A 25,123-nucleotide genomic window follows, 5' to 3' on the forward strand; every position below is an offset into this window, starting at 1 on the left:
CTTGGGTGAGGTGGCCGGAACGGGCGGGAGTAGAGGATTTGGCGGTGGCGGCGCCGGAAACGGCAGCAGCATCGCGGCGAACGGTGGGAGTGGCGGAGGCGGCGGCGGAGGCGGCGGTGCCGGATTGGGCGGCGCGCTGTTCGTTCAGGAGGGCGGCTCGCTAACGATCGCCGGCGCGTTCAACGTCAACGGCGGCAGCGTCGCCGGGGGAGTCGGCGGCGCCGGCGGCAACGGTTTTGGCGGCGTGGACAATGGCACGGCGGGTAGTGGCGGTTCTGCCTTCGGAGCCGGCATCTTCCTTCAAGGCAACGGCATCCTCAACTTCCAGCCCGGCGGCGGTGCGACGCAAACGCTTTCGGACGGCATCGCCGACCAGACCGGTTCTGGCGGCACGGGTGTCGACGCCGGAACCTGGGGACTGAACAAGAACGGCGTCGGCACGCTGGTGCTCTCGGCGGCCAGCACCTATAGCGGCGCAACGATAGTAGACGGCGGAACGCTGCGCGCCGGACATGCCGCCGCGTTCGGGACCAGCGACCAGTTTTCGGTCGCGGGCGGCGCGACGCTGGATTTGAACGGCTTCAACCAGACATTCGCCGTTTTGCAAGGCGCCGGCACAGTGACCGGCGCCAACAGCACGATCTCCGGCATCTTTGCGCCTGGCAACGGCACGCCAGGTTCGTCGATGGCGATAACAGGCAATCTCGCGTTCCAGGCGGCCGCGCAATATCTGGTCCAAATCGACCCCACGACCGCCTCTTTTGCGGTCGTCAACGGTACAGCGACGCTTGGCGGCGCTGCGGTGGGCGCCAGCTTTGCGCCCGGGACCTATGTGCAGAAGAAGTACACCATCCTCACCGCGACCGGTGGCGTCGGCGGTACCTTCGGTGGCGTGATTACTTCCGGTGCGCCATCGAACTTTTCTTCGACGTTGAGCTACGATGCCAACAACGTCTACCTGGACATGGTGCTGAGTTTCGCCATTCCAGGCGGCCTCAACCCCAATCAGCAGGCGGTCGGCGACGCGCTGACGAAGTTCTTCAACACCACCGGCGGCATTCCCGCAGTGTTCGCAAACATGTCGCCGAAGGGGCTCTCGCAGGCGGCCGGCGAGACCGGAACGGGATCGCAGCAATCCACGTTCAACGCGATGAACCAGTTCATGGGCGTCATGACCGACCCGTTCATTGCCGGGAGGGACGAAGGCGGGAACACGCCCGGCACGGCGCCAGGTTACGCCGACGCGGAAGCGCTGGCGCATGCCGCGAAGAAACGCAATCCGAGCGATGCGCTGGCGGCGATTTACACCAAGGCGCCAGCTGCGGTGCCATTCCAGCAGCGCTGGAGCGTATGGGCGGCCGGCTTCGGCGGCTCGCAAACGACGGATGGCAACAACGTGACCGGCTCCAATGCGGCGACGTCGCAGGTCTATGGCACAGCTGTTGGCGCCGACTATCGCTTCTCGCCGTTTACCATCGCCGGCTTCTCGCTGGCCGGCGGCGGCACCAGTTTCAGCGTCGCCAATAACGGCACCGGGCGTTCCGACCTGTTCCAGGCCGGCGCGTTCGTTCGGCACACTATCGACGCCGCCTATGTCTCCGGCGCGCTCGCCTATGGCTGGCAGGACGTCACCACCGATCGCACCGTTACCGTCGCCGGCATCGATCGGCTGCGCGCGCAGTTCAACGCCAATGCCTGGTCGGGCCGCGTCGAGGGCGGCTACCGCTTCGTGGCGCCCCTGATCGGCGGAATTGGCTTCACGCCCTACGGGGCGGGCCAGTTCACCACGTTCGAACTGCCGGCCTATGCGGAAGGTGTCATCTCGGGCAACAACACCTTTACGCTCGCTTATACGGCGAAGAGCGTGACCGACACCCGCAGCGAACTCGGCGTGCGCGCCGACAAATCCTTCGCCATGCAGAGCGCGATGCTGACGCTGCGCGGCCGCGTGGCCTGGGCGCATGACTTCAGTTCCGACCGCGGCATCGGTGCGACGTTCCAGACGCTGCCGGGCGCCAGCTTATTCGTCAACGGCGCCCCGCAGGCTAGCGATTCCGCGCTTCTCACCGCATCCGCCGAAACCAAATGGATGAACGGCTGGTCGACCGCCGCGACTTTCGACGGCGAGTTCTCCAACGTGACGCGCAGCTACGCCGGCAAGGGCGTGGTGCGATATGCGTGGTGAACTCCTCGGGTGGCAGCGGTGCCGTCGGAAACGATCAAGCCGCGCCATGACATGATGACGCTCGGCGTGGAAGACAAGTTTGATTGAACGCCGTTCGCGGAACGGACCACTTCGACGTCGTCACGGCGCCGGACACGCCGCTCCGGTCTTCACCCAGGCCTCGACCAGCGCGCCGGCCTGCTCTTGCGTGCCCGGGGCGGGCGTGCGGCCGAAGCCGGGCTTCCAGGCCCAGCCGACGAGGGTGTCCTTGCCGATATGGTCGATCAGGTCTTCCACCTTGCGCCCGCCATTGCGCGCGGGATCCCTGATCTGCTCGCAGATCTCGCCGACGGTCTTGCCCTCCCAGGCCATCTCGCGCGGGGCGAGATGCCATTCGGGATGGCCGGGCATGCGGCCGGGCTCGAAATTGGCCTTCTGGTGACAGGTGTTGCAGCGCATCGCCTCGAGCCCGTGGCCGTCAGCGCCGCGCGTGACCGGCGGCTGATGCAGGCGGGCATTGTCGCCCTGGTGCGGCCTGTCGCCGGCCGGATGACAATTGGTGCAGCGCGGATGCGTCAGCACCTTGCCGAGCTCGGTGAAGATTGCGGCCGAACGCTTGTCTGTGTCGCCGATCGAAGCAAAGCTCTCGGGTGAGGCGAGGGCGTGGCCTGCCGTCTCCGACGCCGCGTAGCCCGCACTGAGACTGCCGGCGAGGGCGGCGACCACGGCAATCATCTTGAACCGCACGTCGAAGATCATGATGCGTGTCACTTGGTGGCCATGAGGTAGCGCTTCGAGTCGGCGAGGATCACGTCGCGCACCGCCTCGTGATATTTGATGTAGCCGGTGCAGCGACAGAGATGGCCGTCGAGCGCATCCGCGATGGTCTGCTCCAGCGCCTCGCGCGCGACCGGTGTCCGCGACAGGCGCTCCAGCAAGACCTGGCCCTCATTGAGGAAGCCGGCGGTGCAATAGCCGCACTGAAAGGCGAAATTCGCGATGAAGGCCTTTTGCAGGGTCGAGAGCTCGCCGTCCCTCGCGTGCCCCTCGACGGTGCGGATCGACTTTCCGTCGAAATTCACGGCGGGCGCGACGCAGGTCGGGCTGGTGGTGCTGGTGCCGTCGGGCGCATCGATGATGACGGCGCAGCTCAGGCATTGCGCGGCGCCGCAGCCGAACTTGGTGCCGGTCATGCCCAGCATCTCGCGCAGAAAATCGTTCATCGAGAGATCTTCGCGGACGTCCATCGGGCCGTGCTTCTGGCCGTTGATGGTGAGGCTGAGGGTCGTCACGCGAGCACTCCCTTCAATAGGCTTGCGGTGACCGGCAGCGCGCGGAAGCGATGGCCGGTGGCGTCGTGGATGGCGTTGATCAGCGCCGGCACGATCGGGATCATCACGACCTCCGCCATGCCCTTCGGTGCTTCGTCTGCCGTTTGCGGCTTCAGCATCTCGATCTCGAGATCGCGGAGCGGCAGGTCAGAGCCGCGTGCGACCAGATAGCGCCCGAGATTCCATTCGCCGTTGCCCGGCCCGCCCTCGAACGGGGGCAGGGTTTCGAGCAGCGCGTAGCCGACGCCCATGGCGAAGCCGCCCTGGGCCTGGCCCATCACCACCTCGGGCACGAGCGCGGTGCCGCATTCGAACACGCTATAGGCCTTGGCGATGCGCAAGCTCCCGGTTGCGCGCTCGATCTCGACGCGAACGACCGTGCCGCACATCGAGGTGTAGGCGGTGCCGATCCGGTTGTTGTCGGTCGGCGGAAACTTGACACTGGTGCGGTTGATCCGCTCGAACTTGCCGTTGCCTTTGCGGATCGCCAGCGCGTCGATCTCGGCGCGGTATTGCTCGCCGGACAGCGGGAAGCGTGCCCGCGACCACGCCCAGCGCGAGAAGCTGTGCGCGACCGCACCGGTGACGAACCCGCGCGTGTGAGCCGTCGCCGCGAGCGCCGGGAGGGCGAGCGGTTCGAGGCCGGGCATGGTGAGCCGGCCGTTCTGCCAGCTTGCGCTGGCCCATTGCCGCGCGCGCGGATCGGTCTTTGCGATGCGCCACAGGTCGAGCGCCGCCGGCCACAGGCCGAAGCGGAAAATCACGCGGGCGGCTTCCGCGGCGGAATGCGTGCCGACATGCGCGCCGATCGAGGAGCTTGTCGGCGAGCTGATCGCAGGCACCCAGCGCGGATTTTTCTCCGCGGCATCCTGGGTCTTCTGGTCCATGGTGGAGGGATCGCCTGATGTGACCAGCCCGAGCACGTCATAGCTGTCGACGCGGGCGACCGAGACCTCGTCGGCGATGGCGCCGAGATGACCGGCGACCCGGTTGGCCAGCGCCGTCCCGATGCCGTTGCCCATTTCGACATGATCGCAATAGATGACGATCTTGCCGTCAGGTCCAAGCTCCACGCGTCCGAGCGAGCCGTCCGCGCCGGAGCCATAGTCTTTCGTCACGCAGGCGACGCCGGTGCCGACCAGTCGATCCGATGAGGTCTGTTTGAACTGCGCCCGCTGCTGCCAGATCGGGTGCTTCTCGAGCTTGTCGAGGATTTCGGGCGTGCGCACCGAGACGATGTAGGGATTGCCCGTCATGGTCCGGCCGTTTTGCGGCAGCGCGTTGCGCCGCCGGAATTCGATCGGATCGCGTTTGAGCTCGGACGCGGCTTCGTCGATCAGGACCTCCAGCGCCGTCATGGCTTGCAGGATGCCGTAGCCGCGCATTGAGCCCGCGCTCACACCGCGCGAGTGCACCGCGACGGTCCTGACGTCGACCTTCGGAATGTCGTAGATGCCGATTGCACCGGTGGCTGCGACGACGGCGACGCTGGCCGAGAAATGGGCGAGCCCGCCGCCGTCGAGCACGTGATCGGCGGCGAACCCCTTGATCTTGCCGGTCGCGCGATCGATGCCGATGCGCGAGCGCATCTTGATCGCGTGGCGTTTGATGCCAGCCTGAAACTGCTGGTAGCGGTCATGCGCCAGCCGCACCGGCTTGCCAGGAAAGCAGACCGCCGCAAGCGCAACATAGAGAATAAAAGGCGTGTGATCGCGACCACCAAAGCCCCCGCCGACATGGGCGAACTGCGCGTTGATGTGCGCCGGCTTGTAGGGCGCGCGGGCCTTGCCGAGCAGATGCGCGATCGACTCCGCCGCCTCGTAAGGCGACTGGACGCCGAGCAGCAGTTCGAGATTGCCGCCCTTGCCGTCGTACCAGGCGAGCCCGCATTCCGGCTCCAGGAACATCGGGTCGACCGATTGCGTCTCGAACTCGCGGTCGAGCACCAGCATCGAGGCGTCATCCGCGGCAAGCTCGCCGCGGATCTGCTCGCCATATTTCGCCGCCTTGGCGTAATCCGCCGGCATGTCCTTCGCGAGCGGCGACCACACCGGCAGCGCCGCGCTCTGGACCTTCTTGGGCGAGACCCAGCCGGCCTGGAGCGGCGAATAGACATCCGGTTTGTCAGGTGAGGGACCGGCCACGCGGGTGAAGCGGAAGGCCCCGTAATCGGGGACGACGACGGGCCCGGTCTCCTCGCCGAACTGGACGAACGTGCCGTCGCGCAGCGCCAGACGCGCCTGGTCGAAGGCGTCGAACTTCTCGAAGATCAAAAGCGCGACCGGCTGTCCCAGATAAAGCGGCGTCTTGCCGATCGGACACAACAGGTCGCCCGCATAGAATTCCGGCACCTGTGTCCCGATCCGGTCGAGATCGGCGGCAGTCACCACCACCGACGGCTTGAGCGCGCCGCCGAGGCGGGCGAGGTCCAGCCCGGTATAGACATGCGTGGCGTCGTTGGCGCGGACCAGGATGGCGTGCGAGGTGGCCTGCGGCCAGCCGGGGAGATCGTTGGCGCGGAAGTCGGAGGCGTAAAGTTTTGCGCCGGTGACCTTGGCGACGCCGTCGACACGGCCGGCGCCCGTTGTCGCGGGATTGAACTTGCCGCGTCCAGGCAGCGTCTCGTGCGCTGCGAAGGGCACACCGGCCGCGGACGCCAGATGTGACAGGCTGACCGAGATGCCTCCCGCCGACAACCACTTCACGAACTCGCGTCGCGAAGTCCCCATGATCATATCCTTGTACAGAATTTCGAGAACATCGGGATGCCGTCAGCATGCGATGTCCGAAGGGCATAGGCGCGCGCCAGCGCGAATCCGTCACGATGCATCATGCGACGATAGAACGGGTGAGAAGGTTTACAACCGCTGAATGTCGTGCGCTCGCAGATCGAATTGTGGTTTCGTGCTTGCTTTAGAATCGAATCGAACGGAAGACGGTCCGGCAACAGGGGGGCGCAATTCAAATGCAGCAGGATCCGAACGGTGCGTCTTCAGTCACCAGGGCGATGGGCACGACGACACTGTCGCGCCGCCAATTGCTGGATTGCGGTCTCAAAGCGGGCGCGTTGTCGCTGTTCGCAGGTGCCGCAAATGCCCAGCACGCCATGCACGACCATGCGGGCACGTCCCACACTGCGGACATGTCGCCGAGCATGGGGATGGTCGCTGAAACGCCCGTTCCCGCCATGGACCAAGCGCTGGTCGAGCCCGAGGTGCGGCGGTCAGTCAATGGCGTGCTGAGCACGACGTTGCGCGTCGGCTATGCCTATCGCCAGATCGGCGGCGTCAGGCTCTATGTCAGATCCTATGAGGGCGGCAGCCCCGGACCGACCTTGCGCATGAAGCCCGGCGAAACCCTGCGCATCAAGATGATCAACGATTTGCCGCCGAACCGCGATGGATTGCCGGCCGACATCAGCCATCCGCACCAGTTCAACAACACCAATTTCCATTTCCACGGCGCGCATACCAGCCCGAGCGGGATTTCCGACAACGTCATGCGCTCGATGGCGCCGGGCCGCAGCTACAACATCGAAATCACCCTGCCGGCCGATCACACCAGGGGCACCTACTGGTATCACCCGCATCACCACGGCAGCGCCGACATCCAGATGTCCTCCGGCATGGTGGGCGCCGTCGTCATCGAGGGTGATTTCGCCGACGTTCCCGAGATCGCTACGGCTCGCGAACGGCTCATGGTGCTCACCCAGGTGGTCTACGATTCCAACGGCATGGTCGAGAATTTCGAGACGCTGTTTCCCGAGACCGCGACGCGCTTTCTCGCCATCAACGGCCAGCGCCGGCCGATGATCGAGATGCGGCCAGGCGAGGTGCAGCGCTGGCGCATCCTCAATGCCGCCTATCAGGACGACATGCTGCTCGACTTGGAAAAGCACGATCTGCATGCGATCGCCTATGACGGCATCCAGCTCGGCGCCATGCAGCCGCTCAAGCAGGTCCTGATCGCGCCTGGGCAGCGCGCCGACATTCTGGTGAAGGCAGGCGCCCCCGGCACCTACGCCTTCAATGCCGCGCCCTACGACCAGGGGCATCCGTCGCCGGTGGGACCGCTGGCGCGGGTCGTGGTGTCGGGCGCGCCGATGGACATGAAGCTGCCGCGCACCCTGCCGCCGGCTCCGCTCGCGACCATCAAGGATTCCGAGATCACCAACCGCCGCAAGGTGGTGCTGTCGGCCACCGCGCCGGAGGCCGATGCGGCCGGCCATTGGCAGGAATTCCAGTTCTTCGTCGATGGCAAGAAGTTCGACCCCAGCCGCATCGATCAACGGGTCAAGTTGGGCGCGGTCGAGGAGTGGACCATCGTCAACACGCATGAGCATGACGACCACGTGTTCCACATCCATACCAACCCGTTCCAGGTGATCTCGGCCAATGGCAAGGCGCTGGCGGTGCCGGAATGGCGGGATTCCGTGATCGTGGAGCGCAAGGGCGGCGTGGTCGTGTTCCGCTCGCGCTTCATCGATTTCACCGGCGTCTACATGCTTCACTGCCACATGATGAACCATGAGGAGATGGGCATGATGCAGACCGTGGAGGTCTACAAGGCGTAAGCTTCTGGGCGAATTGCGGGAGTTTGGCGATTGGTTGCGGCTGATCCGGGCCCCCCGATGTTGCCGATCGGCGGCCGCATCCGAGTTTTCGGATATACGTAGCCTTGCACCTGCGGCCCAGTTCGTTATCGCAGCCTGCCAAGCCACAGCGCGGCGAGCGACTGGCGACTGCGCATGATCCGGCCGCCTGTCGGGTTTCTGATCCTGCGATTGACGGCGCTCCTGGATTGCAGTGGCACGGCGGAGTCGATGCGCGCGCCGGCGCTCAGAAAGCACAGCGTACCACCTTTCCAGGTAGTTCTCAGGCCCCTCGAGTGGCGCGATATTCGGCACGGTGACTGGGAAAACGGATTCTCTCTGCATAACGACATAGTTCAGCGGGCCTCCGCAGAACTTGCAGCGCGCGCAGATCACGTTGCCGATATACCACCCCGCCTCGCAATCGTCGTGCCGTGACGATTGTTCGCCGTTTTCAAGGATCCAGCCATGGAACTCATTTCTGTTCCGTGCTCCGCTCGCGAGCCATTCCCTGTCGTCGACACGCCAAACACGAGCGTTTCTGGAGTTACGTCATGAAGGTCAAGCTCGGTTCGACGACGCGGCTGCAAACGACGAAGATGACGTTTGGAAGCCGACTTCACGCTGTTAAAGGGTCAGGGTCAGGACGGCGGCATCGCTTGCTCGCCGGCACGGCCTTCACCGGCGCGTTCATCGCGGTGATCGCTGCCTATCCCCAAGGGGCGCTGGCGGCATGCGCAGGCGTCGACTCGGCGAGCGTCAGCTGCGACCTCGCCAATCAGGCGGCGGCCGGTATCCTCACCACCACATTCAACGGCACCACGGTCGTGAACGTCGGCAATGGCGGCAAGATCGATGCCGCCGGCGCCACCGCCACCGTGACGGCGCCGGGCAACCTGACATTCAACCACAGCGACGCGACCTACGGCATCACGAATCTTGGTGTCGGCAGCGGTTCGGGCGTAACGCTCGCAAACGACTTCGGCAACATCACCTATGTCGGCAGCGCCGGCGTGGTCGCGACGGCCATGGGGGACGGCATCAACGCCATCATCAACGCCGGCGCTGGCAACATCAGCATCACCAACAATGGCACCGTGAGCGGCGTGGGCACTGGCATCTACGTTGAGAACCAAGGTTCCGGCACCGTGCTGGTGAGCGGGACCGGCGCCGTGAACGGAGCCAGTGGGATCAGCGCGATACAGAACGGTGTCGGCCCAGGCGGCGGCACCAATGGTGTGGCGATCTCCGGCAGCGGCGCTGTCAACGGGTCCTTTGGCGTCGGCATCGCGGGACTCGTGGCAGGCGGCGCTTCCAACGTCCTGATCGACTGGTCCGGCCCGGTAAGCGGAGGTTTCAACAGCGCCATCCTCGCCCGGAACGACGGCAACGGAAACGTCGTCGTCAACGGCAGCGGTTCGGTGACCGGCGTGGATACCTTCACCTTCACGCCGGTCGACGGTATCAGAGCTTGGCAGACCAATGGTGCCGGCACCAGCGGCAGCGTGTCGGTCGGCGGTTCCGGCAATGTCAGCGCCACCGGCGACGGCATTACTGCCATCGTTATAGATACCAACAACACCGGCAACGTCACCGTCACCCGCACGGGCACGGTCACCGCGGACGGCGCCGGCATCGTTGCGCAAGCTTCCGGCGGCGGGAACGTCACCGTCGCTGGCACTGGCAATGTGAGTTCGTCCGGCTCCGCCGGCATCTATGCCATGGCCTCCGGCGGCAACGGCAATGTCGTGGTCGCGCCCGCCGGCACCGTCGCCGGCCTGACACTCGGCATCACTGCGAGCGCCGTCGGGACCGGCAACGTCACCATCACGACGTCAGGCGACGTCAGCGGTCCGCAGGGCGGCGGCATCCTTGCAAACGTGGTGGACGGCCGCGCCACGGTGAACGTCACGAGCGGCACAGTCAGCGGCGGTACCAACAACACGGGTATCGTAGCCGGCGCAACGGGCACAGGTGGAGTCACCATCGCCATCAGCGCCGGCGCGTCCGTCATCGGTCTCACCGGCATCGACGGCGACGGGACAAACAATCTCATCATCAACCACGGCACCATCCGGGGCTTAGTCGGCGTCAATTTCGTGGGCCCGACGTCGCTCGTCAATGCCGGCGCGATCATCGGCACGGCCGGCTCCGGCGTGATCTTCTTCGGCGTCGGCAACACGCTGACCATGGAGGGGCCCTTGGCCACGCTGACGGGCCAGGCCATCGCCAGCCCCGTCGGCACCGATACGTTTCGATTTGCCGGCGCCGGCACCAACAGCTTCGACGTCAGCCAGATCGGCGCCAACTGGGCATTGCTCGACAAGACCGGGAGCTCGAACTGGAGCCTGACCGGCACTGGTACTTACGCCGGCCCGGTAACGGTCAATGGCGGCACGCTCAGCGTCAACGGCGATCTTACTTCGGCAAGCAGCCTTACGGTGAATCCCGGCGGCACGCTCGGCGGCAGCGGCTTCGTCGGCAACGCCACCATCAACGGCGGCACGCTGGCGCCCGGCAATTCGATCGGCACGCTCACGGTCAGCGGCAGCCTGACCATGACGGCGGCATCGACCTATCTGGTGCAGATATCGGGCGCTTCGTCTGACAAAACCGTCGTGACCGGCACCGCCAATCTGGCCGGCAAGGTCGCGGTCGATCCCTTGGCTCGCGTCTCCGCAACCACCACCTACACCATTCTGAACGCGGGCACCGTCAGCGGCACTTTCTCCACGGCGGATTTCCTCGCCGCCAACAGTTTCGCGCGCAATGCGCGACTGAGCTATGTGGGCAACGACGTCTTTCTGACGGTCGATCCCGGCCTGCTGTCGCCGAACCTGCCCACCAATGCCAACATCAACCAGAAGAACGTCGCTGCCGGAATCGACAACGCGCTCAATGCGGGCGCGAACATGCCGGGGGGCTTCAACGCGCTATTCGCCCTGACCGGCTCCGGTCTTGCCAATGCGCTGTCCCAGATCTCCGGCGAGACGGCAACCGGATCGCAGCAGTCGACGTTCAATGCGATGAACCAGTTCATGGGGTTGATGACCGATCCGTTCATCGCCGGACGAGACGGAGCCGCAAATGCGCCCGGCGCGGCGCCAGGTTTCGCCGAGGAGGAAGCGCTCGCCTATGCCGCGAGGAAGCGTAACCCGAACGACGCGCTGGCCGCGATCTACACCAAGGCGCCAGCTGCGGCGCCGTTCCAGCAGCGCTGGAGCGTGTGGGCGGCCGGATTTGGCGGCTCGCAGAAAACCGACGGCAACTCGATCGCCGGCTCGAACAACACCAGCAGCAGCCTCTATGGCACCGCTGTCGGCGCCGACTACCGCATCTCGCGCGACACGCTGGTTGGGTTTGCACTTGCCGGCGGCGGCACCAATTTCAGCGTCGTCAACGGTGGCGGCGGACGCTCCGACCTGTTCCAGGCGGGCGCCTTCGTACGCCATACGGTGGGCGCCGCTTATTTCTCCGGCGCGCTCGCCTACGGCTGGCAGGACGTCACCACCGATCGCACCGTCACCATCGCCGGCATCGATCGGCTGCGCGCGCAGTTTAACGCCAATGCGTTCTCCGGTCGCGCCGAGGGCGGCTACCGCTTCGTCGCGCCCGTAATTGGCGGGGTCGGATTCACGCCGTACGCGGCTGGCCAGTTCACCACCTTCGACCTGCCGGCCTATGCCGAGTCCGTCGTCTCCGGCGCCAACACCTTTGCGCTGGCCTACGGCTCCAAGAGCGTCACCGCGACCCGCAGCGAACTCGGCGTCCGCACCGACAAATCCTTTGCCATGCAGAGCGGGATGCTGACGCTGCGCGGCCGCGTGGCCTGGGCGCATGATTTCAATCCCGACCGCGGCATTGGTGCGACGTTCCAGACGCTGCCGGGCGCCAGCTTCTTCGTCAACGGCGCGGCGCAAGCCGCCGAGTCCGCGCTCGTCACCGCATCCGCGGAGACCAGATGGATGAACGGCTGGTCGACCGCCGCGACATTCGAAGGCGAGTTCTCCAGCGTGACGCGCAGCTACGCCGGCAAGGGCGTGGTGCGATATGCGTGGTAGGCACCCGTCTCCCTAGTCTCGACCAGCGCCGGCTTGCTCTTGCATGCCCGGCACGGGTGCGCGCAGCTTGCGGCTCAGCATCGCGCAAGCTGGTGCGGCGGGGCAGGGTGTCTCACGCAGGGAGGGAGCAATCGTCAGCCGCGCGGTGCTGCTTGCCAGAGGTCGTCCGAGTCGATTGGCTTTAATCCCCGGACAAATGGCACATTTGAGTCCGGCGAGGGCGGAATCCGGGTCCGGCCGGGCTTCCCCTGGCGGCCCGCATGGCCTATTGACGCTGCAACGCAACAATTCCCCCAAAAAGACCTCATGATCCGCCTCGACAACGTCAGCAAGCAAGCCGGCCACCAGATCCTGTTCATCGAAGCGTCCGCCGCCCTCAACAAGGGGGAGAAGATCGGGCTCGTCGGCCCGAACGGCGCGGGCAAGACCACGCTATTCCGGATGATCGCCGGCGAGGAACTGCCCGATGAGGGGCAGGTCTCGACCGATCGCGGCATCACCATCGGCTATTTCAACCAGGATGTCGGCGAGATGGCCGGCCGCAGCGCCGTGGCCGAGGTCATGGACGGGGCGGGGCCGGTGAGTGCGGTAGCGGCTGAGCTGCGCGAGCTCGAGACGGCGATGGCCGATCCTGATAAGGCCGACCAGATGGATGAGATCATCGCGCGTTATGGCGAGGTGCAGCACGCCTTCGAAGAGCTCGACGGCTACGCGCTCGACGGCCGCGCGCGCGAGGCGCTGTCCGGCCTCGGCTTCAGCCAGGAGATGATGGACGGCGACGTCGGCAAGCTCTCCGGCGGCTGGAAGATGCGCGTGGCGCTGGCGCGGATTCTCCTGATGCGCCCAGACGTCATGCTGCTCGACGAACCCAGCAACCATCTCGATCTCGAAAGCCTGATCTGGCTGGAGAAGTTCTTGCACGATTACGAAGGCACGCTGCTGATGACCTCGCACGATCGCGAGTTCATCAACCGCGTGATCTCGAAAGTGGTCGAGATCGATTCAGGATCGCTCACCACCTACGCCGGCAATTACGAGTTCTACGAGCAGCAGCGGGCGCTGAGCGAGAAGCAGCAGCAGGCGCAGTTCGAGCGCCAGCAGGCAATGCTCGCCAAGGAGATCAAGTTCATCGAGCGGTTCAAGGCGCGCGCCTCTCATGCAGCGCAGGTGCAGAGCCGGGTGAAGAAGCTCGACAAGATCGAGCGGGTCGAGCCGCCGCGCCGCCGCCAGACGGTGGCATTCGACTTCCCGCCGGCGCCGCGCTCCGGCGAGGACGTTGTTGCGCTCAAAAAGGTGTTCAAGGGCTACGGCAGCAAGCGGATCTATGACGGGCTCGATTTCATGATCCGCCGCAGGGAGCGCTGGTGCGTGATGGGCGTCAACGGCGCCGGCAAATCGACACTGCTCAAGCTCGTCGCGGGAGCGAGCGAGCCGGACGAGGGCACGGTGGCGGTCGGCGGCAGCGTCAAGATGGGCTATTTCGCCCAGCATGCGATGGATTTGCTCGACGGCGAGCAGACGGTGTTCGAGTCACTCGAATACGCGTTTCCGACCGCGGGGCAGGGGTCCTTGCGCGCGCTCGCCGGCTGCTTCGGCTTCTCCGGCGACGACGTCGAGAAGCGCTGCCGCGTATTATCGGGCGGCGAGAAGGCGCGCCTCGTGATGGCGAAGATGCTGTTCGATCCGCCGAACTTTCTGGTGCTGGACGAGCCGACCAACCATCTCGACCTCGCCACCAAGGAGATGCTGATCGCGGCGCTGTCGGATTTCGAGGGCACCATGCTGTTCGTCTCGCATGACCGGCATTTTCTCAGCGTCCTGTCGAACCGCGTTCTGGAGCTGACGCCCGAAGGCATCCACCAGTTCGGCGGCGGCTACACCGAATATGTCGCGCGCACAGGGCAGGAAGCGCCGGGGTTGCGGAGCTAGATGGGATCGGTAGCCTGGATGGAGCGCAGCGCAATCCGGGTCAGTCTTCGCGTTCACCGAAGCTACCAACAATCTCTCCAGATCCTCCCCAATCGAGCGGAAGCAGGCCTTCGCGGACGTAGCGGTGAAGCGACGAATGCGGCCAGTCTATCGGTGACGCGACAAGGCCGTGCTTGACCGGATTGTAGTGAATGTAGTTCGCGCAGCGTTCGAAATCGGTCTCGTCGCGAATGGTATGCTCCCAAAAACGTCGCTGCCACAATGCGAATTCGCCCCGACGATTGCGGCTGATGGGGACACCTGAAATAGCCAGTTGATGCGTGAAGGAGCTCTTGATCCGCCGCCATCGGCCGGAAAGATCAGCGTCATTGTTCGGCAGCGTCATAATGATGTGCAGATGATCGGGGAGGGCGACGATCGCGTCGATCGTGAACGGCCTTTCTTCGCGTGCCACTCGGAATGCGTGGCGCAGCTTATCCACATGATCGACCAACACGGACGATCGTCGATCGTCCAGCGTCACCGTGAAGAAGAAGGTCCCGCCAGGGACGAAATTGCGCCGATAGCGAACCACGCGAGCACCTTCCCGGATTACGCTTTCGCTCCATCCGGGCTACAACCAGATCGAGAGATTTGCAATCCATTCGCTCGCTTGCACGTTTCAGGGGCTCTCGCTACGCTGCTTAAAAAAGCGGGAGTGACACAGCCATGAAGCAGCTGCGCATCGGCGACATCACCATCGATGCGGTGATCGAGCGGGAGGGGCCGTGGCGGCGGCCGCAGGATTTTTTCCCGGCTTATGACGAGGGTGTGTTCAACCACCATCTGCCGACGATGGAGCCGGAGGTGTTCGACGCCGCGCGCGGCATGATGATGATCACCTATCAGACCTTCGTCGTGCGCACGCCGCGCTACACCATCCTGGTGGATACCTGCACCGGCGAGGACAAGGGCCATCCGCCGCCGTTCGATTTTCCGGGCAAGGCGCGCTGGCGCAACGAGCTGTTCGCGCTCGGCATCGGCTTCGAGCAGATCGACTACGTCTTCTGCACGCATCTGCATATCGACCACACCGGCTGGAATACGACCTTGCGCGACGGCCGTTGGGTGCCGACGTTTCCGAATGCGAAATACGTCTTCCACAAGGGAGAATATGCGGCCTGGGAGGCCGAGCATGCCAAGGGCAGCAACCCGCCCGGCACCGTGTTTCGCGACAATTGCCTGCCGATCGTCGAGGCAGGCCAAGCGCTGTTGGTCGATGATGATTACGCGCTCGACGACACCGTCACGCTGACGCCGACGCCGGGGCATTCGCCCTGCCATTGCTGCGTCAACATCTTCTCGAAGGGGCGCCGCGCGGTGGTCGCCGGCGACCTCATGCACCACCAGATTCAGTGCCGCGAGCCGGACTGGTCGGCCAAGCCGGATTGGGACGCGAAGCAGTCGGCGGTGTCGCGGCGAAAGTTTTTTGCTTCCGTCGCCGACACCGACACGCTGATCCTGCCGATTCATTTTCCAACGCCGACCGTCGGGCTGATCAAGCCGCTCGGCGCCGCCTTTGACTACCGTTTCAAGCGGGAGTAGGCGACCGCCTCGCCGTCATGGCCGGGCTCGTCCCGGCCATCCACGACCTTCTACGCGGAAACAAGAACGTAGATGCCCGGGACAAGCCCGGGCATGACGAGTTCGTGGAGGGACCGCACGTCGGACGGTCTAGTAAGTGAAGAACATCCGCTGGATTTCTTTCGTGTCGGTCGTCTTGGTCAGCGCCAGCATCAGCAGAATGCGCGCCTTTTGAGGATTGAGCGTATCCGAGACGACGAAGTCGTGTTCGTCGTCCTTGGCCTCGCCGTTGCGCGCGACGATGCCGTTGCCGACCCGGCTGCTGCGCACGATGACGACCCCCTTCTTGCGGGCTTCGTCGAGGGCCGGCTCGACCGCGGGCCGAGCCAGGCTGCCGTCCCCCACGCCGGCATGCACGATCCCCTTGGCTCCGGCGGCGACAAAGGCGTCGATCGCGACCCGGTTCATGTTGGCGTAGCCGTAGACGATGTCGACTTGCGGCAGGACATCGAGGCTGGAGACGTCGAATTCGGAGTCCGCCGTATGCCGCCGAGTCGATTGACGATAGAAGTACGGCTTGTTGCCCTGCATGTAGCCGAGAAAGCCGAGTTCCGGTGTCCGGAAGGTGTCCGCCGTCGAGGTGTTGTTCTTGGTGACATCGCGAGCCGCGTTGATCTGATCGTTGAGAGCAACGAGCACGCCCTTGCCGACGGCCTCGTCACTGCCCGCGAGGATCACCGCGTTGAAGAGGTTGATCGGCCCATCCGCGCTGATCGCCGTCGACGGCCGCATCGCACCGACGACGACGACCGGTTTCTTGCTCTTGACGACGAGGTCGAGGAAATAGCTGGTTTCCTCGATCGTATCGGTCCCGTGCGTGATCACGATCCCATCGACGTCGTCCTGCGCGAGCAGCGTGTTGACGCGTTTTGCGAGCTTGAGCCAGTAGTCGTTATTCATGTTCTCGCTGGCGATCTGGAAAACCTGCTCGCCCTTGACGTTGGCCACCGTTTTCAGTTCGGGGACGGCATTCAGGAGGGTCTCGATGCCCACCGTAGCTGCGGTGTAGCCGACCACGGTGGTGCTGCTCGCCCCGCTGCCGGCGATCGTGCCGCCGGTTGCGAGCACCATGACGTTGGGCAGTCCCGGGCCCCGCGCGTTCGCGGCTTCAAGTCCGATGAGCAGAGCGAAGAGCAAGCTCATTGCCGCGATGAAGTGATGACGCACTCGAGGTTGCCACATCTTGACGTCCCTTTCCTAGAAAGCCCTGTCGATGCGCCCCGGTTCGCTCAGCACCGTATGATCGGTCAGTCGAGAGCTCCTGTCTAGGGTGGCGGCTTTCGGATGATTTGGTCTGGACGCCGGCACTGGAAGCACAAACGCGAATGGCCGGGACAGGCCCGGCCATGACAGTGTTCGTTTGGCGATTGCCCGCTAAAGATGCAGCGAGTTCGCGACGCCTTACGCGCCCATCTCGCACTTCTTCATGAAGCTGTTCTTTGCGGCGCCGGCGAGCGGCTTGCCCTCGGCGCTGACGGCCTTGGGCGCGCAGGCGTCGGCCTTGCACTTCTTCATGAACGAGCTCTTGGCGGCTCCAGCCAAGGCCTTGCCGTCCTTGCCGACGGCCTTGCTTTCGCAGGTGTCGTCCGCGAAGGCCGAACCCGCTGCAAAAGTGGCAACGATCGCAGCCAGGAAAATCCGCTTCATCATGATTGTCTCCCTAAACCAGAAATGGCGCGCGGATTGGAGCCGGGAATCGTGGCGCAATCAAGCTGGATCAGCGCCTGCCGTCCGGTCTTCCCAGCGATTTTCCGAGCGCGGGTGCGACAGGGCCCACCGCCTGCTGCACTGCTCGCTGACCGGGCCGGGCAATCCTGCTAGCTTCGGGCGAGTTTAGCCGGAGGGAGCATCGTGACGGAGACCCTGATTGCGAACATGCCGAATGCCGCTTCCGACCGGCATTCTCACCTGGTTCGGCCGCAAGAGATGGAATGGCAAAAGACGCGCTTTCCCGGCTGCGAGGCCAAGACGCTGCTGTTCGATCGCAGCAGCGGTCTGATGACGGCCTTGATGCGCTTTGCGCCGGGTTCGGTGCTGCCCGATCACGAGCATGTCGGCGTCGAGCAGAGTTATGTCATCGAGGGCGCTCTCGTCGACAACGAGGGACCGGCCAGCGGCATCGCCTGCAAGGCCGGCGAATTCATCTGGCGCGAGGCGGGCAGCCGGCATGCCGCCTGGTGCCCGGAGGGCGCCCTGATCCTGGCGATCTTCCAGGTGCCGAACAAATTCTTCGAAGCCGACGGCCGCGTCGTCGATGCCGCCGGTCAGGACTGGGACCAGACGTGGGGGCACACCGACGCGCAACGGGCGCGGAGCACCCGATAGGCGGCTCTTCGCAGCTCAACGGCCGTCATCGATGCTTCTGACGAGCACGGTGACCTGAACGGCGATCAGCCGCCGCATCTCCTTGCCGCTTCGGGCGGTTTCGCGCAGCCCCCGCATGCCGAACACCAGGCATCGCGCCAGCACTTCCGGCTCGTCCGCTATCCCAGCGGCCTTCACCTGATCGCGGATGAGGTCGGCGACCAAACACTGGAAGTTGTCGTAGACCTTCCGAACCGCGGGGAAACGGAGGTCGAACAGATCTGCCGAATCGGGATGCGCCTCGATCAGGTCGAAGCCATGCGATCCCCAGGATTTACAGGCATGGAGCAGCTTGGCGTGAAGGCCGTCGAGGCGCGCGATGGCGGCCCTGATCTCCCGATGCTTCTGCTCGTCCATTCGCTGGATCACCGCCGCGAACACGGCATCCTTGTCGGGGAAGAGCAAATAGAGCGCCGGCCGCGACATTCCCGCCTTGGCGGCGATGTCGCCCATCGTCGTGCGGGCATGGCCGTAGCGGGAGAAGACTTCCGTCGCAGCCCCGACGGCGAGCTCTTCTTTCGAAATGCCGGAACGAGCCATGAGCCTCACGAGGGTCGGAATTGAACGTCGGCCATATTGACAAAATAACGATAATTGTCAATTTGCACAAAGCTGCATGGGGCCATGAGAGGTTCTGCGAGATGAACGATGAAGCGCGATTGAAGACTTGGAACACCTATCAGGCGGCGTGGGGACCCATCGATGAGGACGCGCGGCGTCGGCTGCTCGAGCAAAGCGTTGCCGCGGACTGCGTGTATACCGATCCGGGCTCGCAGATTGAGGGACGTGACGCCTTGATGGCGCGCATCGGTCAAACCCAGCTCAAGTTTCCTGGCGCGCATTTCAGCAATGACAGCTTCCTCGAGCACCATGATCAGGGGCTTTTTCGCTGGACGATGTATGACGGCGCCGGTGACGTGTTCGTCACGGGCGAGAGCTTCGGCCGCTTCGGCGACGACGGCCGGCTCGTTCAGGCGACGGGTTTCTTCGAGGTGCCTGCTGCCAAGGTCTGACCGCTGGCCGGCGCGGCGGTCGATCCTGCCGCTCCCGACATCATACGCCCCGCGCGAGAAGCGCCTTGAAGTCCGCCCGTGCACGCCGCGCTTCGGACCGCGCCACCTCGGAGGCGTCGCCGAGGCCGAAATAGCCGTGGATCAGGCCGGGGCCCTCATGATGCTTCACCGGCACACCGGCGGCTTCCAGCGCGCGTGCATAGGCGGCACCTTCGTCGCGCAGGGGATCGAACCAGGCGGTGGTGACGATCGCGGGCGCGACGCCGGCAAGCGACTTCGCGCGCAGCGGTGAAACGCGCCAGTCGGTGGCGTGCGAGGGATCGGCGAGATAATGGCCGCAGAACCACTCCATCACCGCGCGTGAGAGAAAGTAGCCTTCGGCATTCTCGGCGCGCGAGGGAAAGCGTGCGTTCTCGCGCGCGTCCGCATAACTCCCGAGGACGTCGGTCACGGGGTAGACCAGGAGTTGCGCCGCGAGCTTGATGCCGGCGTCGCGGCAGGCGATCGCGGTGGTGGCTGCGAGATTGCCGCCGGCGCTGTCGCCGGCAACGCCGAGGCGTTTTGCATCGCCTCCAAATTCCGCAACGCGGCCAAACACGTCGCTGACCGCGGCAAAGGCGTCCTCGAACGCACCGGGAAAGCGCGTTTCGGGCGGGCGGCGATAGTCGACGGAGACGACGACCGCGCCGGTCTCGATCGCAAGGTTGCGTGCCTGCCGGTCGTGGGTCTCGAGGTCGCCCGCGACCCAGCCGCCGCCATGGAAGAACACCACGGTCGGCGCCGGCGTGGTGCCGACCCGGTAGACCCGTGCGTCGAGCGGGCCGGCGCCGCCTTTCACCTTGATATCCGCGACGATGTCGACCGGCGGCGGCGGTATGGCCGCGCGCGAGGCAGCCAGTGCGCGCAAGGAATCGCGGGCGCTCTGTGGCGTCATCGTCGTGTGATCGCGCATCGGCAGCAGCGGAATGATCTGGGCGACGACGGGATCGAGCGGTGCGGCCATGTTGGCTTTCATGGGGATCCTCACAGGGTTCTTGGTCTTGGTTGAGGGTTAGCATAGATTTTGCGCGCCGCATCGGCAACCGCTCGCATGTGGCAATGCCGGGAATGAACGGGCAGGGAGGTCTTGAGGTGGAATTCGAAACGCTGGTCCAGTCGCGCCGCAGCGTGCGTGGCTTCAAGAACGAGCCGGTGCCGCGCGCGGTGGTCGAGGCGATCATCGACAGCGCCAAACGTGCGCCGTCGTCGATGAACACCCAGCCCTGGCATGTCCACGTGCTCACAGGCGGACCGCTGGAACAGCTGCGCCGACGCAACATGGAGGAAATGGTCGGCGGCGCCAAGGTCAAGCGCGACATCGTCAGCCATGGCGAATACCAGGGCGTGCACCGCACGCGGCAAGTCGACGTCGCCAAGAAACTGTTCGGCGCGATGGGAATCGCGCGCGACGACAAGCCGATGCGGCAGGACTGGGTGATGCGCGGCTTCCGCCAGTTCGACGCGCCGGTCTCGCTGGTCTTGACCTATGATCGCGTGCTCGATCCCGGCGCGGTCTGCCATTTCGATCTGGGCGCGCTCTGCTACGGCATCGTGCTCGCGGCCTGGGACCGTGGTCTCGGTTCGGTGATCAACGGGCAGGGCATCATGCGTTCCGACATCGTGCGCGAGGTCGCGAACATTCCGGAGGACGAGGTGATCATGACCTGCGTCGCGATGGGCTATCCCGACGACAACTTTGCCGCGAACGCCGTGCGTTCCGATCGCGAGGGCAACGACGATTTCGTGCGCTACGTCGGATTCGCGGAGTAGTGCAGGCAGAGGAGATTATTCTCTCGCCTGAAATTTTTGGTGCGGACCGCTTGGCGGCCTCTTGCAATCTCGATCGTGCGGGAGGAACAATGTGCGGACTGAAAGGTTTGATGCTGGCGCGAGGGAATTGACATGCGGCGGCTCGCTAGCCTGGTTCGACGGTTCTTCGGCCCGCGAGTGCGGCGTCCGATCGATGATGATCCAAGTCTTCCTTTCACCCCCGAAGAGTTCGGCCGGCTGATCCGCAGCGGCCGGCAAGAGGACATGAAGCTGCTGGCCAACGGGCTCGCCTGCCGGTCCGTTCCGCGCCGCACCAGACATCGCGCCGCGCACTAGACTGGAGTCGAGGCGGGTGTGACGCGCTTATCGCTTGAGCGCGACCTGCCTGAACGCGATCAGCAGTGCCTTCTCCAACTTTCCGCTCATCCCGCATAGGATGTCATAGGCCTCGCCGCGTGGCAGCGTCGGCTTGTAGTGCCGATACTCTATCAGGGCCGCGAAGATGTCCGAGATCGTGAGAATCCGCACGATGTCGCCAATGCTCTCGGCCCCGAGCGCATCCGGATAGCCGCTGCCGTCGAGATATTCGTGATGATGCCGCACGGCATCGAGGATCTCCGGCGAGATATCGTCGTGGTCTTTCAGGAAATCGTAGCCCGCTGCCGGGTGAGTCTCGATCATGGCACGTTCCTCCGGATCGAGACGGCCGGGCTTGTCGAGGATGGCAAGAGGGATCCGGGCCTTGCCGATGTCGTGGAACATGGCCGCCGTATACAGGCGCTCCAGATCGGGCCTGCCGACGCCGAGGCTCAGGCCGAAGTCGATGGTGACGCCGGTGACGAGGAGACAATGCTGATAGGTCCCCTCGTGATGGCGCCGCACCGTCGTGAGCCATTCCGACAGGCCATGCTGGCTGATGCGATCGGCGATTTGGCGGCCGGCTTCTCTGGCGCCGTTGACGTCGATCGGCTGGCCCGATGTCACCGAGGTGAACATCGATGCGATCGCGGTCGCCGCGGTCTCGACTGCATTGTCCGGCTGCGCCGCGTGACCTGAGAAAGCAGACGCCACTTCGGCGGGCTCCGCCAGCGCTGCCAGCAGCTTGATCTTGTCGATCGTTCCGGGAAGGACGAGCGTGGCCCCGAGCGCGTAGGCCTGCGAAATACTCATGTGAGAGGAGTGCTCGACCAGGAAGATGCGCTTCGTTGCCTTCGCGAGCTTTACGGCTCGTTTCTTGATGGCCGCAATGGTGCGGACGTCACGCAATTCCGCGCGGATGACGATCGCGAACGGCACCTGGGACAGCTTGGCTTCCGCGTCGAGCCGTTCGCCTGAGACGGCAAACTGCTGCTCGAGAATCGAACAGACGCTCGATAATTTGTCTGAGGAATCAGCCAGCACATGCACGAACGGGCGTGCCGCTTCCTTCTCTCGGATGCCGCCGTCGCCTTTGACGGGGCGGGATATAATTCGCGCGCTCTGCACGGTTGACCTGAATTATGCTGAGTGGATGTGACCGATGAATCCTTGGGCCTATTTGCTCTGAGCGGCAGCGGCGGCGGCGGCGGCTGCCGGTTTCCTCTTTCCGTCTACGGTGACGAAGTGCACGCCGGCCGTGGTGCCGTCGATCCAGACCAATTCGCAGCGCCGGTAGGCGAGCCCCGTCGACGACAGCAGCAGGAAGAATTCCTTGGCCCGCAGAACGTCGAGCGTGCCCTCGACTTCGATCTTCGCACCGCTTTGCGATATGTCGAGCAGAACGCAACTGCGCCGCCACGTGCCGTCCGAGCCCATCAGATTGACCGGCTGCTTGTGATCCATTTTCACGCGCTGCGCCTTGCGACCGTCGAACTTCATCGGCCAACCCCCATCTTCGCGCCGCGATTTGCCGGATCGCTCGTGTTGGCGCTTGCCGCTATTTCCCCCCATCGCACTGTCCATTGGCTGGTGGACAGAAGCAGCGTCTCGAAGATCCGTTGCGCGCGCTCGCGCTCGGCATAGGAGAGCCTTTTGCCGCTGCGGTTGCTCAGGATGGTAAGGGTGGTCTGCCAGTTCAGCCGCGAAGCCCGGCACGCCATGACCAGCCCCTCGCAATCGTCGTCGCTCACGACATGCTCGATGATTTCAAGCGGCGCCCCTGAAAGCACCGACAGCGCCGTGAACAGGTTGGCCGTCTCGCCGCGGATCGCAAAACGGTTCACCGTGGAATCATTGAGCTTGCCGATTCGGTTGAGGACGACGATCTCCGGCCTCGCGCTTGCGTAGTCGGCCCGGCAAGGCCGCTTTGGCGCAGCCGGCTCCGCTTCCGGCACCGGCGCCGCGGCGGATGGGTTGGGCGTCGCCGGTGCCTTCCGGATTGGTGGGACGGAGAGCAGCTTGCGCACGACCAGGTCGGGCGTGCCGGGCCGGAGTACCATCGCCTTCGTGATCTCGCCGTCCTGGTCGGCCTTGGCAATCAGCGCTGCATAGGCTGCGTCGGAGAATTTCGCTCCCGGGTTCTTGATCAGGGCAAGGCAGATCGGGCCGCCGTGCTTGATCAACGCCTCGGTCACGGCCGGCGCGATGTCGCTGCGGTCGGCGATCGCGCGTCGATGCCACTCGCCACGGGAGTCAATGACAGCCTCGAGATCGGCTGCGGAAAGTGCACGCGACTTGAGCAACACAGGACATGCCACGTCCGGATTATCGTGCGAGGCGAGACGCCACAATGTTTCGGGAGGCGCGATGTCAAGCTCGGCGAGCGCCGTGCTGAGCTGGACCAGTGCGCTGGCCTCGACCCGTTCCGTCAATCGCAGCAGAACACCGTCGACCACGTTGCTGAGCAATTCCCGGCACTGGTCGCGGCTGCCATTGAGCAACTGCACCATGCCGGAGAGAATGCGTGCGCAACGCTCCGCCGGGCACGTTGCGACCGTCTCTTCCAATTCAGCAAGAATATCAGCAGGCGAATTTGCCATCATGGCAGGGGCCTGACTCAAAATTAATTTGGACTATCGAACTGCGCCTATTCCGCTCGACAAACGTTAATTTGAAATTTGGATTTTGCTCGTCTAGGTATATGTGCACCGCAGGCCACACGGGAAACGCTATCGAAAATTGGCGAGATTTGATGCGTCGCCTTGTCCTTGGACTTCGACGCTCGCCAACTGGTCAGCATAGTTCGAAGTGATTCTTTCAGACTTAAGGGGACACCGGAACGGGGAAGTTGGGCCAGCATCGTCGCCGGACGCGCGTGTGTTGCGATGCGAAGTCACATTGCCATGAACAGAAGTGATGATGCGCCGACGCTGGCGCCGAAGGTATTTCGTTTCACCGACGTCGATGAATTTCGAAGTGCCATACGAGGCCTGAACTTCGAGTTCACGCCTTTCGTACGGAGGATTTCGGCCGAGCAGACCATTCTGTCGCTGCCCGGCTGCGACGTGAATCTGACGCGGGCATTTCCGCGGGTCGTCGACGCACAGCTCGTCGAGAATTGTACGGCGATTGGATTCACGATGGACGATTTGGACGTCCCGGTTCGATTCAACGGCACGCAGCGCACACGACCCGTCATCGTCATCGGCAACGGCGGCGCGGCTTACACCACCATCGAGGAGGTGCAGCGGCAAATCGCCTCGGTGGTGTTCAGGCCGGAGGTGACGGATCGCGGTTGGCCACAAGCAGCCTTCTGCTTCAACATCTTCGAAACGACCGCGGCGGGCTTGAACCGGCTCCGCGGGGTGGTTCGGGAGGTGCTGGCAGCCGCTTCGGAGCCGGTCGATGCGCCCGACGTGCCGCTGAAGGCGGCCGCCATGAAGGAGACCCTGCTCGGCACTGTGGACGCAGTTTTCGAAAGCATCGTTCCTGCGCGATGGACCCTGCGCCCCAATGACGAGCGCAACTTCAAGGTCTTTCAGGACATCCGCGCGCTGCTTTCCGACGACCTCTCGCAGCCCATCTACAGCGACGAGATCGCGCGCAAGCTCGGTCTGTCCGTTCGCACCATGCACGACGTCGTCCGCCGCTATCGCGGCATGAGCCTGCACCGCTACTTGCGCCTGCGGCGGCTGTGGCTGGTGCGCCAGCGGCTGCTCGCCGGTGCCGACAGCGTCAAGGCCGTTGCGCTGGCGTTCGGCTTCTGGCATCTCGGCGACTTCTCCAGAAGCTATCGGGACCAGTTCGGCGAGACACCGTCGCAAACGCTTGAATGCGGACGGCGAACCTAGCCGTCAAAACGTTGAGGCCGGTCTGATGAT

The 25,123-nt window shown here is 64.5% G+C and carries 21 protein-coding genes; 10 read left to right on the top strand and 11 right to left on the bottom strand.

Annotation, left to right across the window (positions count from 1 at the left end; genetic code table 11):
* The coding region (locus GWG67_RS23930; protein ID WP_275171818.1) for an autotransporter domain-containing protein at positions 1 to 2,185 on the top strand (2,185 nt) is incomplete at its 5' end.
* Positions 2,186 to 2,305: 120 nt separating this feature from the next.
* Here the strand turns inward: GWG67_RS23930 and GWG67_RS23935 are convergent.
* From GWG67_RS23935 to GWG67_RS23945, 3 genes are read right to left on the bottom strand one after another with little or no spacing between them, the layout of a single operon-like run.
* Positions 2,306 to 2,923 carry an Isoquinoline 1-oxidoreductase subunit gene (locus GWG67_RS23935; protein ID WP_275171819.1) on the bottom strand — a complete coding sequence of 206 codons (618 nt, stop codon included), beginning with the start codon at positions 2,921 to 2,923 and terminating at the stop codon, positions 2,306 to 2,308.
* A gap of 8 nt (positions 2,924 to 2,931) precedes the next feature.
* The gene (locus tag GWG67_RS23940) at positions 2,932 to 3,456 is read right to left on the bottom strand and encodes a (2Fe-2S)-binding protein (RefSeq protein WP_275171820.1); all 525 of its coding nucleotides are present in this window, start codon (positions 3,454 to 3,456) and stop codon (positions 2,932 to 2,934) included.
* Entirely contained in the window at positions 3,453 to 6,224 is a 2,772-nt protein-coding gene (locus GWG67_RS23945) for a xanthine dehydrogenase family protein molybdopterin-binding subunit (RefSeq protein WP_275171821.1), read from the bottom strand. The genes GWG67_RS23940 and GWG67_RS23945 overlap by 4 nt, the downstream gene beginning before the upstream one ends.
* A 236-nt stretch (positions 6,225 to 6,460) precedes the next feature.
* Here GWG67_RS23945 and GWG67_RS23950 point away from each other — a divergent pair, with 236 nt between their 5' ends.
* The 3 genes from GWG67_RS23950 (at position 6,461) to GWG67_RS23960 (ending at position 14,076) form a co-directional block, all read left to right on the top strand.
* Positions 6,461 to 8,068, top strand: coding sequence for a multicopper oxidase family protein (locus GWG67_RS23950; protein WP_275171822.1), 1,608 nt, complete (start codon positions 6,461 to 6,463; stop codon positions 8,066 to 8,068).
* A gap of 572 nt (positions 8,069 to 8,640) precedes the next feature.
* On the top strand, positions 8,641 to 12,147 hold the full coding sequence (locus GWG67_RS23955; RefSeq protein WP_275171823.1) for an autotransporter domain-containing protein: 3,507 nt from the start codon (positions 8,641 to 8,643) through the stop codon (positions 12,145 to 12,147).
* Between the two features lie 306 nt (positions 12,148 to 12,453).
* Positions 12,454 to 14,076: an ABC-F family ATP-binding cassette domain-containing protein gene (locus tag GWG67_RS23960; RefSeq protein ID WP_018456346.1), complete on the top strand. Its 1,623-nt coding sequence runs from the start codon at positions 12,454 to 12,456 to the stop codon at positions 14,074 to 14,076.
* Positions 14,077 to 14,116: 40 nt separating this feature from the next.
* Here the strand turns inward: GWG67_RS23960 and GWG67_RS23965 are convergent, their stop codons facing one another.
* Positions 14,117 to 14,650: a transposase gene (locus tag GWG67_RS23965; RefSeq protein ID WP_275171824.1), complete on the bottom strand. Its 534-nt coding sequence runs from the start codon at positions 14,648 to 14,650 to the stop codon at positions 14,117 to 14,119.
* A 134-nt stretch (positions 14,651 to 14,784) separates the two neighbouring features.
* Here GWG67_RS23965 and GWG67_RS23970 point away from each other — a divergent pair, with 134 nt between their 5' ends.
* Positions 14,785 to 15,660, top strand: coding sequence for an MBL fold metallo-hydrolase (locus GWG67_RS23970; RefSeq protein ID WP_275171825.1), 876 nt, complete (start codon positions 14,785 to 14,787; stop codon positions 15,658 to 15,660).
* A 129-nt stretch (positions 15,661 to 15,789) separates the two neighbouring features.
* Here the strand turns inward: GWG67_RS23970 and GWG67_RS23975 are convergent, their stop codons facing one another.
* Both GWG67_RS23975 and GWG67_RS23980 read right to left on the bottom strand, forming a co-directional pair.
* Positions 15,790 to 16,881: a type II asparaginase gene (locus tag GWG67_RS23975; RefSeq protein WP_275171826.1), complete on the bottom strand. Its 1,092-nt coding sequence runs from the start codon at positions 16,879 to 16,881 to the stop codon at positions 15,790 to 15,792.
* A 219-nt stretch (positions 16,882 to 17,100) separates the two neighbouring features.
* Complete coding sequence (locus GWG67_RS23980) at positions 17,101 to 17,349, bottom strand: hypothetical protein (protein ID WP_275171827.1); 249 nt, start codon at positions 17,347 to 17,349, stop codon at positions 17,101 to 17,103.
* A gap of 225 nt (positions 17,350 to 17,574) precedes the next feature.
* Here GWG67_RS23980 and GWG67_RS23985 point away from each other — a divergent pair, with 225 nt between their 5' ends.
* Positions 17,575 to 18,024, top strand: coding sequence for a cupin domain-containing protein (locus GWG67_RS23985; RefSeq protein WP_275172009.1), 450 nt, complete (start codon positions 17,575 to 17,577; stop codon positions 18,022 to 18,024).
* 15 nt (positions 18,025 to 18,039) lie between these two features.
* Here GWG67_RS23985 and GWG67_RS23990 read toward each other — a convergent pair whose 3' ends face one another.
* Entirely contained in the window at positions 18,040 to 18,603 is a 564-nt protein-coding gene (locus GWG67_RS23990) for a TetR/AcrR family transcriptional regulator (RefSeq protein WP_275171828.1), read from the bottom strand.
* Between the two features lie 101 nt (positions 18,604 to 18,704).
* Here GWG67_RS23990 and GWG67_RS23995 point away from each other — a divergent pair, with 101 nt between their 5' ends.
* A complete protein-coding gene (locus tag GWG67_RS23995; protein ID WP_275171829.1) occupies positions 18,705 to 19,076 on the top strand; it encodes a nuclear transport factor 2 family protein in 372 nt (123 codons plus the stop codon).
* 40 nt (positions 19,077 to 19,116) lie between these two features.
* On the opposite strand, the gene GWG67_RS24000 is transcribed toward GWG67_RS23995, so the two are convergent.
* The gene (locus GWG67_RS24000) at positions 19,117 to 20,079 is read right to left on the bottom strand and encodes an alpha/beta hydrolase (protein WP_275172010.1); all 963 of its coding nucleotides are present in this window, start codon (positions 20,077 to 20,079) and stop codon (positions 19,117 to 19,119) included.
* A 128-nt stretch (positions 20,080 to 20,207) separates the two neighbouring features.
* Between GWG67_RS24000 and GWG67_RS24005 the strand changes: the two genes are divergently transcribed.
* Positions 20,208 to 20,885 carry a nitroreductase gene (locus tag GWG67_RS24005; RefSeq protein WP_275171830.1) on the top strand — a complete coding sequence of 226 codons (678 nt, stop codon included), beginning with the start codon at positions 20,208 to 20,210 and terminating at the stop codon, positions 20,883 to 20,885.
* A 132-nt stretch (positions 20,886 to 21,017) separates the two neighbouring features.
* Entirely contained in the window at positions 21,018 to 21,221 is a 204-nt protein-coding gene (locus GWG67_RS24010; RefSeq protein WP_275171831.1) for a hypothetical protein, read from the top strand.
* A 27-nt stretch (positions 21,222 to 21,248) separates the two neighbouring features.
* Here GWG67_RS24010 and GWG67_RS24015 read toward each other — a convergent pair whose 3' ends face one another.
* The 3 genes from GWG67_RS24015 to GWG67_RS24025 are packed head-to-tail and all read right to left on the bottom strand — an operon-like array spanning position 21,249 to position 23,845.
* Complete coding sequence (locus GWG67_RS24015) at positions 21,249 to 22,370, bottom strand: HD-GYP domain-containing protein (RefSeq protein ID WP_275171832.1); 1,122 nt, start codon at positions 22,368 to 22,370, stop codon at positions 21,249 to 21,251.
* Positions 22,371 to 22,418: 48 nt separating this feature from the next.
* Complete coding sequence (locus tag GWG67_RS24020; RefSeq protein WP_275171833.1) at positions 22,419 to 22,742, bottom strand: PilZ domain-containing protein; 324 nt, start codon at positions 22,740 to 22,742, stop codon at positions 22,419 to 22,421.
* The gene (locus GWG67_RS24025; protein ID WP_275171834.1) at positions 22,739 to 23,845 is read right to left on the bottom strand and encodes a DUF2336 domain-containing protein; all 1,107 of its coding nucleotides are present in this window, start codon (positions 23,843 to 23,845) and stop codon (positions 22,739 to 22,741) included. Before GWG67_RS24025 ends, GWG67_RS24020 begins: the two co-directional genes overlap by 4 nt.
* A 300-nt stretch (positions 23,846 to 24,145) precedes the next feature.
* On the opposite strand from GWG67_RS24025, the gene GWG67_RS24030 reads away from it, so the two are divergent.
* On the top strand, positions 24,146 to 25,093 hold the full coding sequence (locus tag GWG67_RS24030) for an AraC family transcriptional regulator (RefSeq protein WP_275171835.1): 948 nt from the start codon (positions 24,146 to 24,148) through the stop codon (positions 25,091 to 25,093).
* Positions 25,094 to 25,123 lie beyond the last annotated feature (30 nt).

Source organism: Bradyrhizobium sp. CSS354, from assembly GCF_029051725.1.
GTDB lineage: Bacteria > Pseudomonadota > Alphaproteobacteria > Rhizobiales > Xanthobacteraceae > Bradyrhizobium.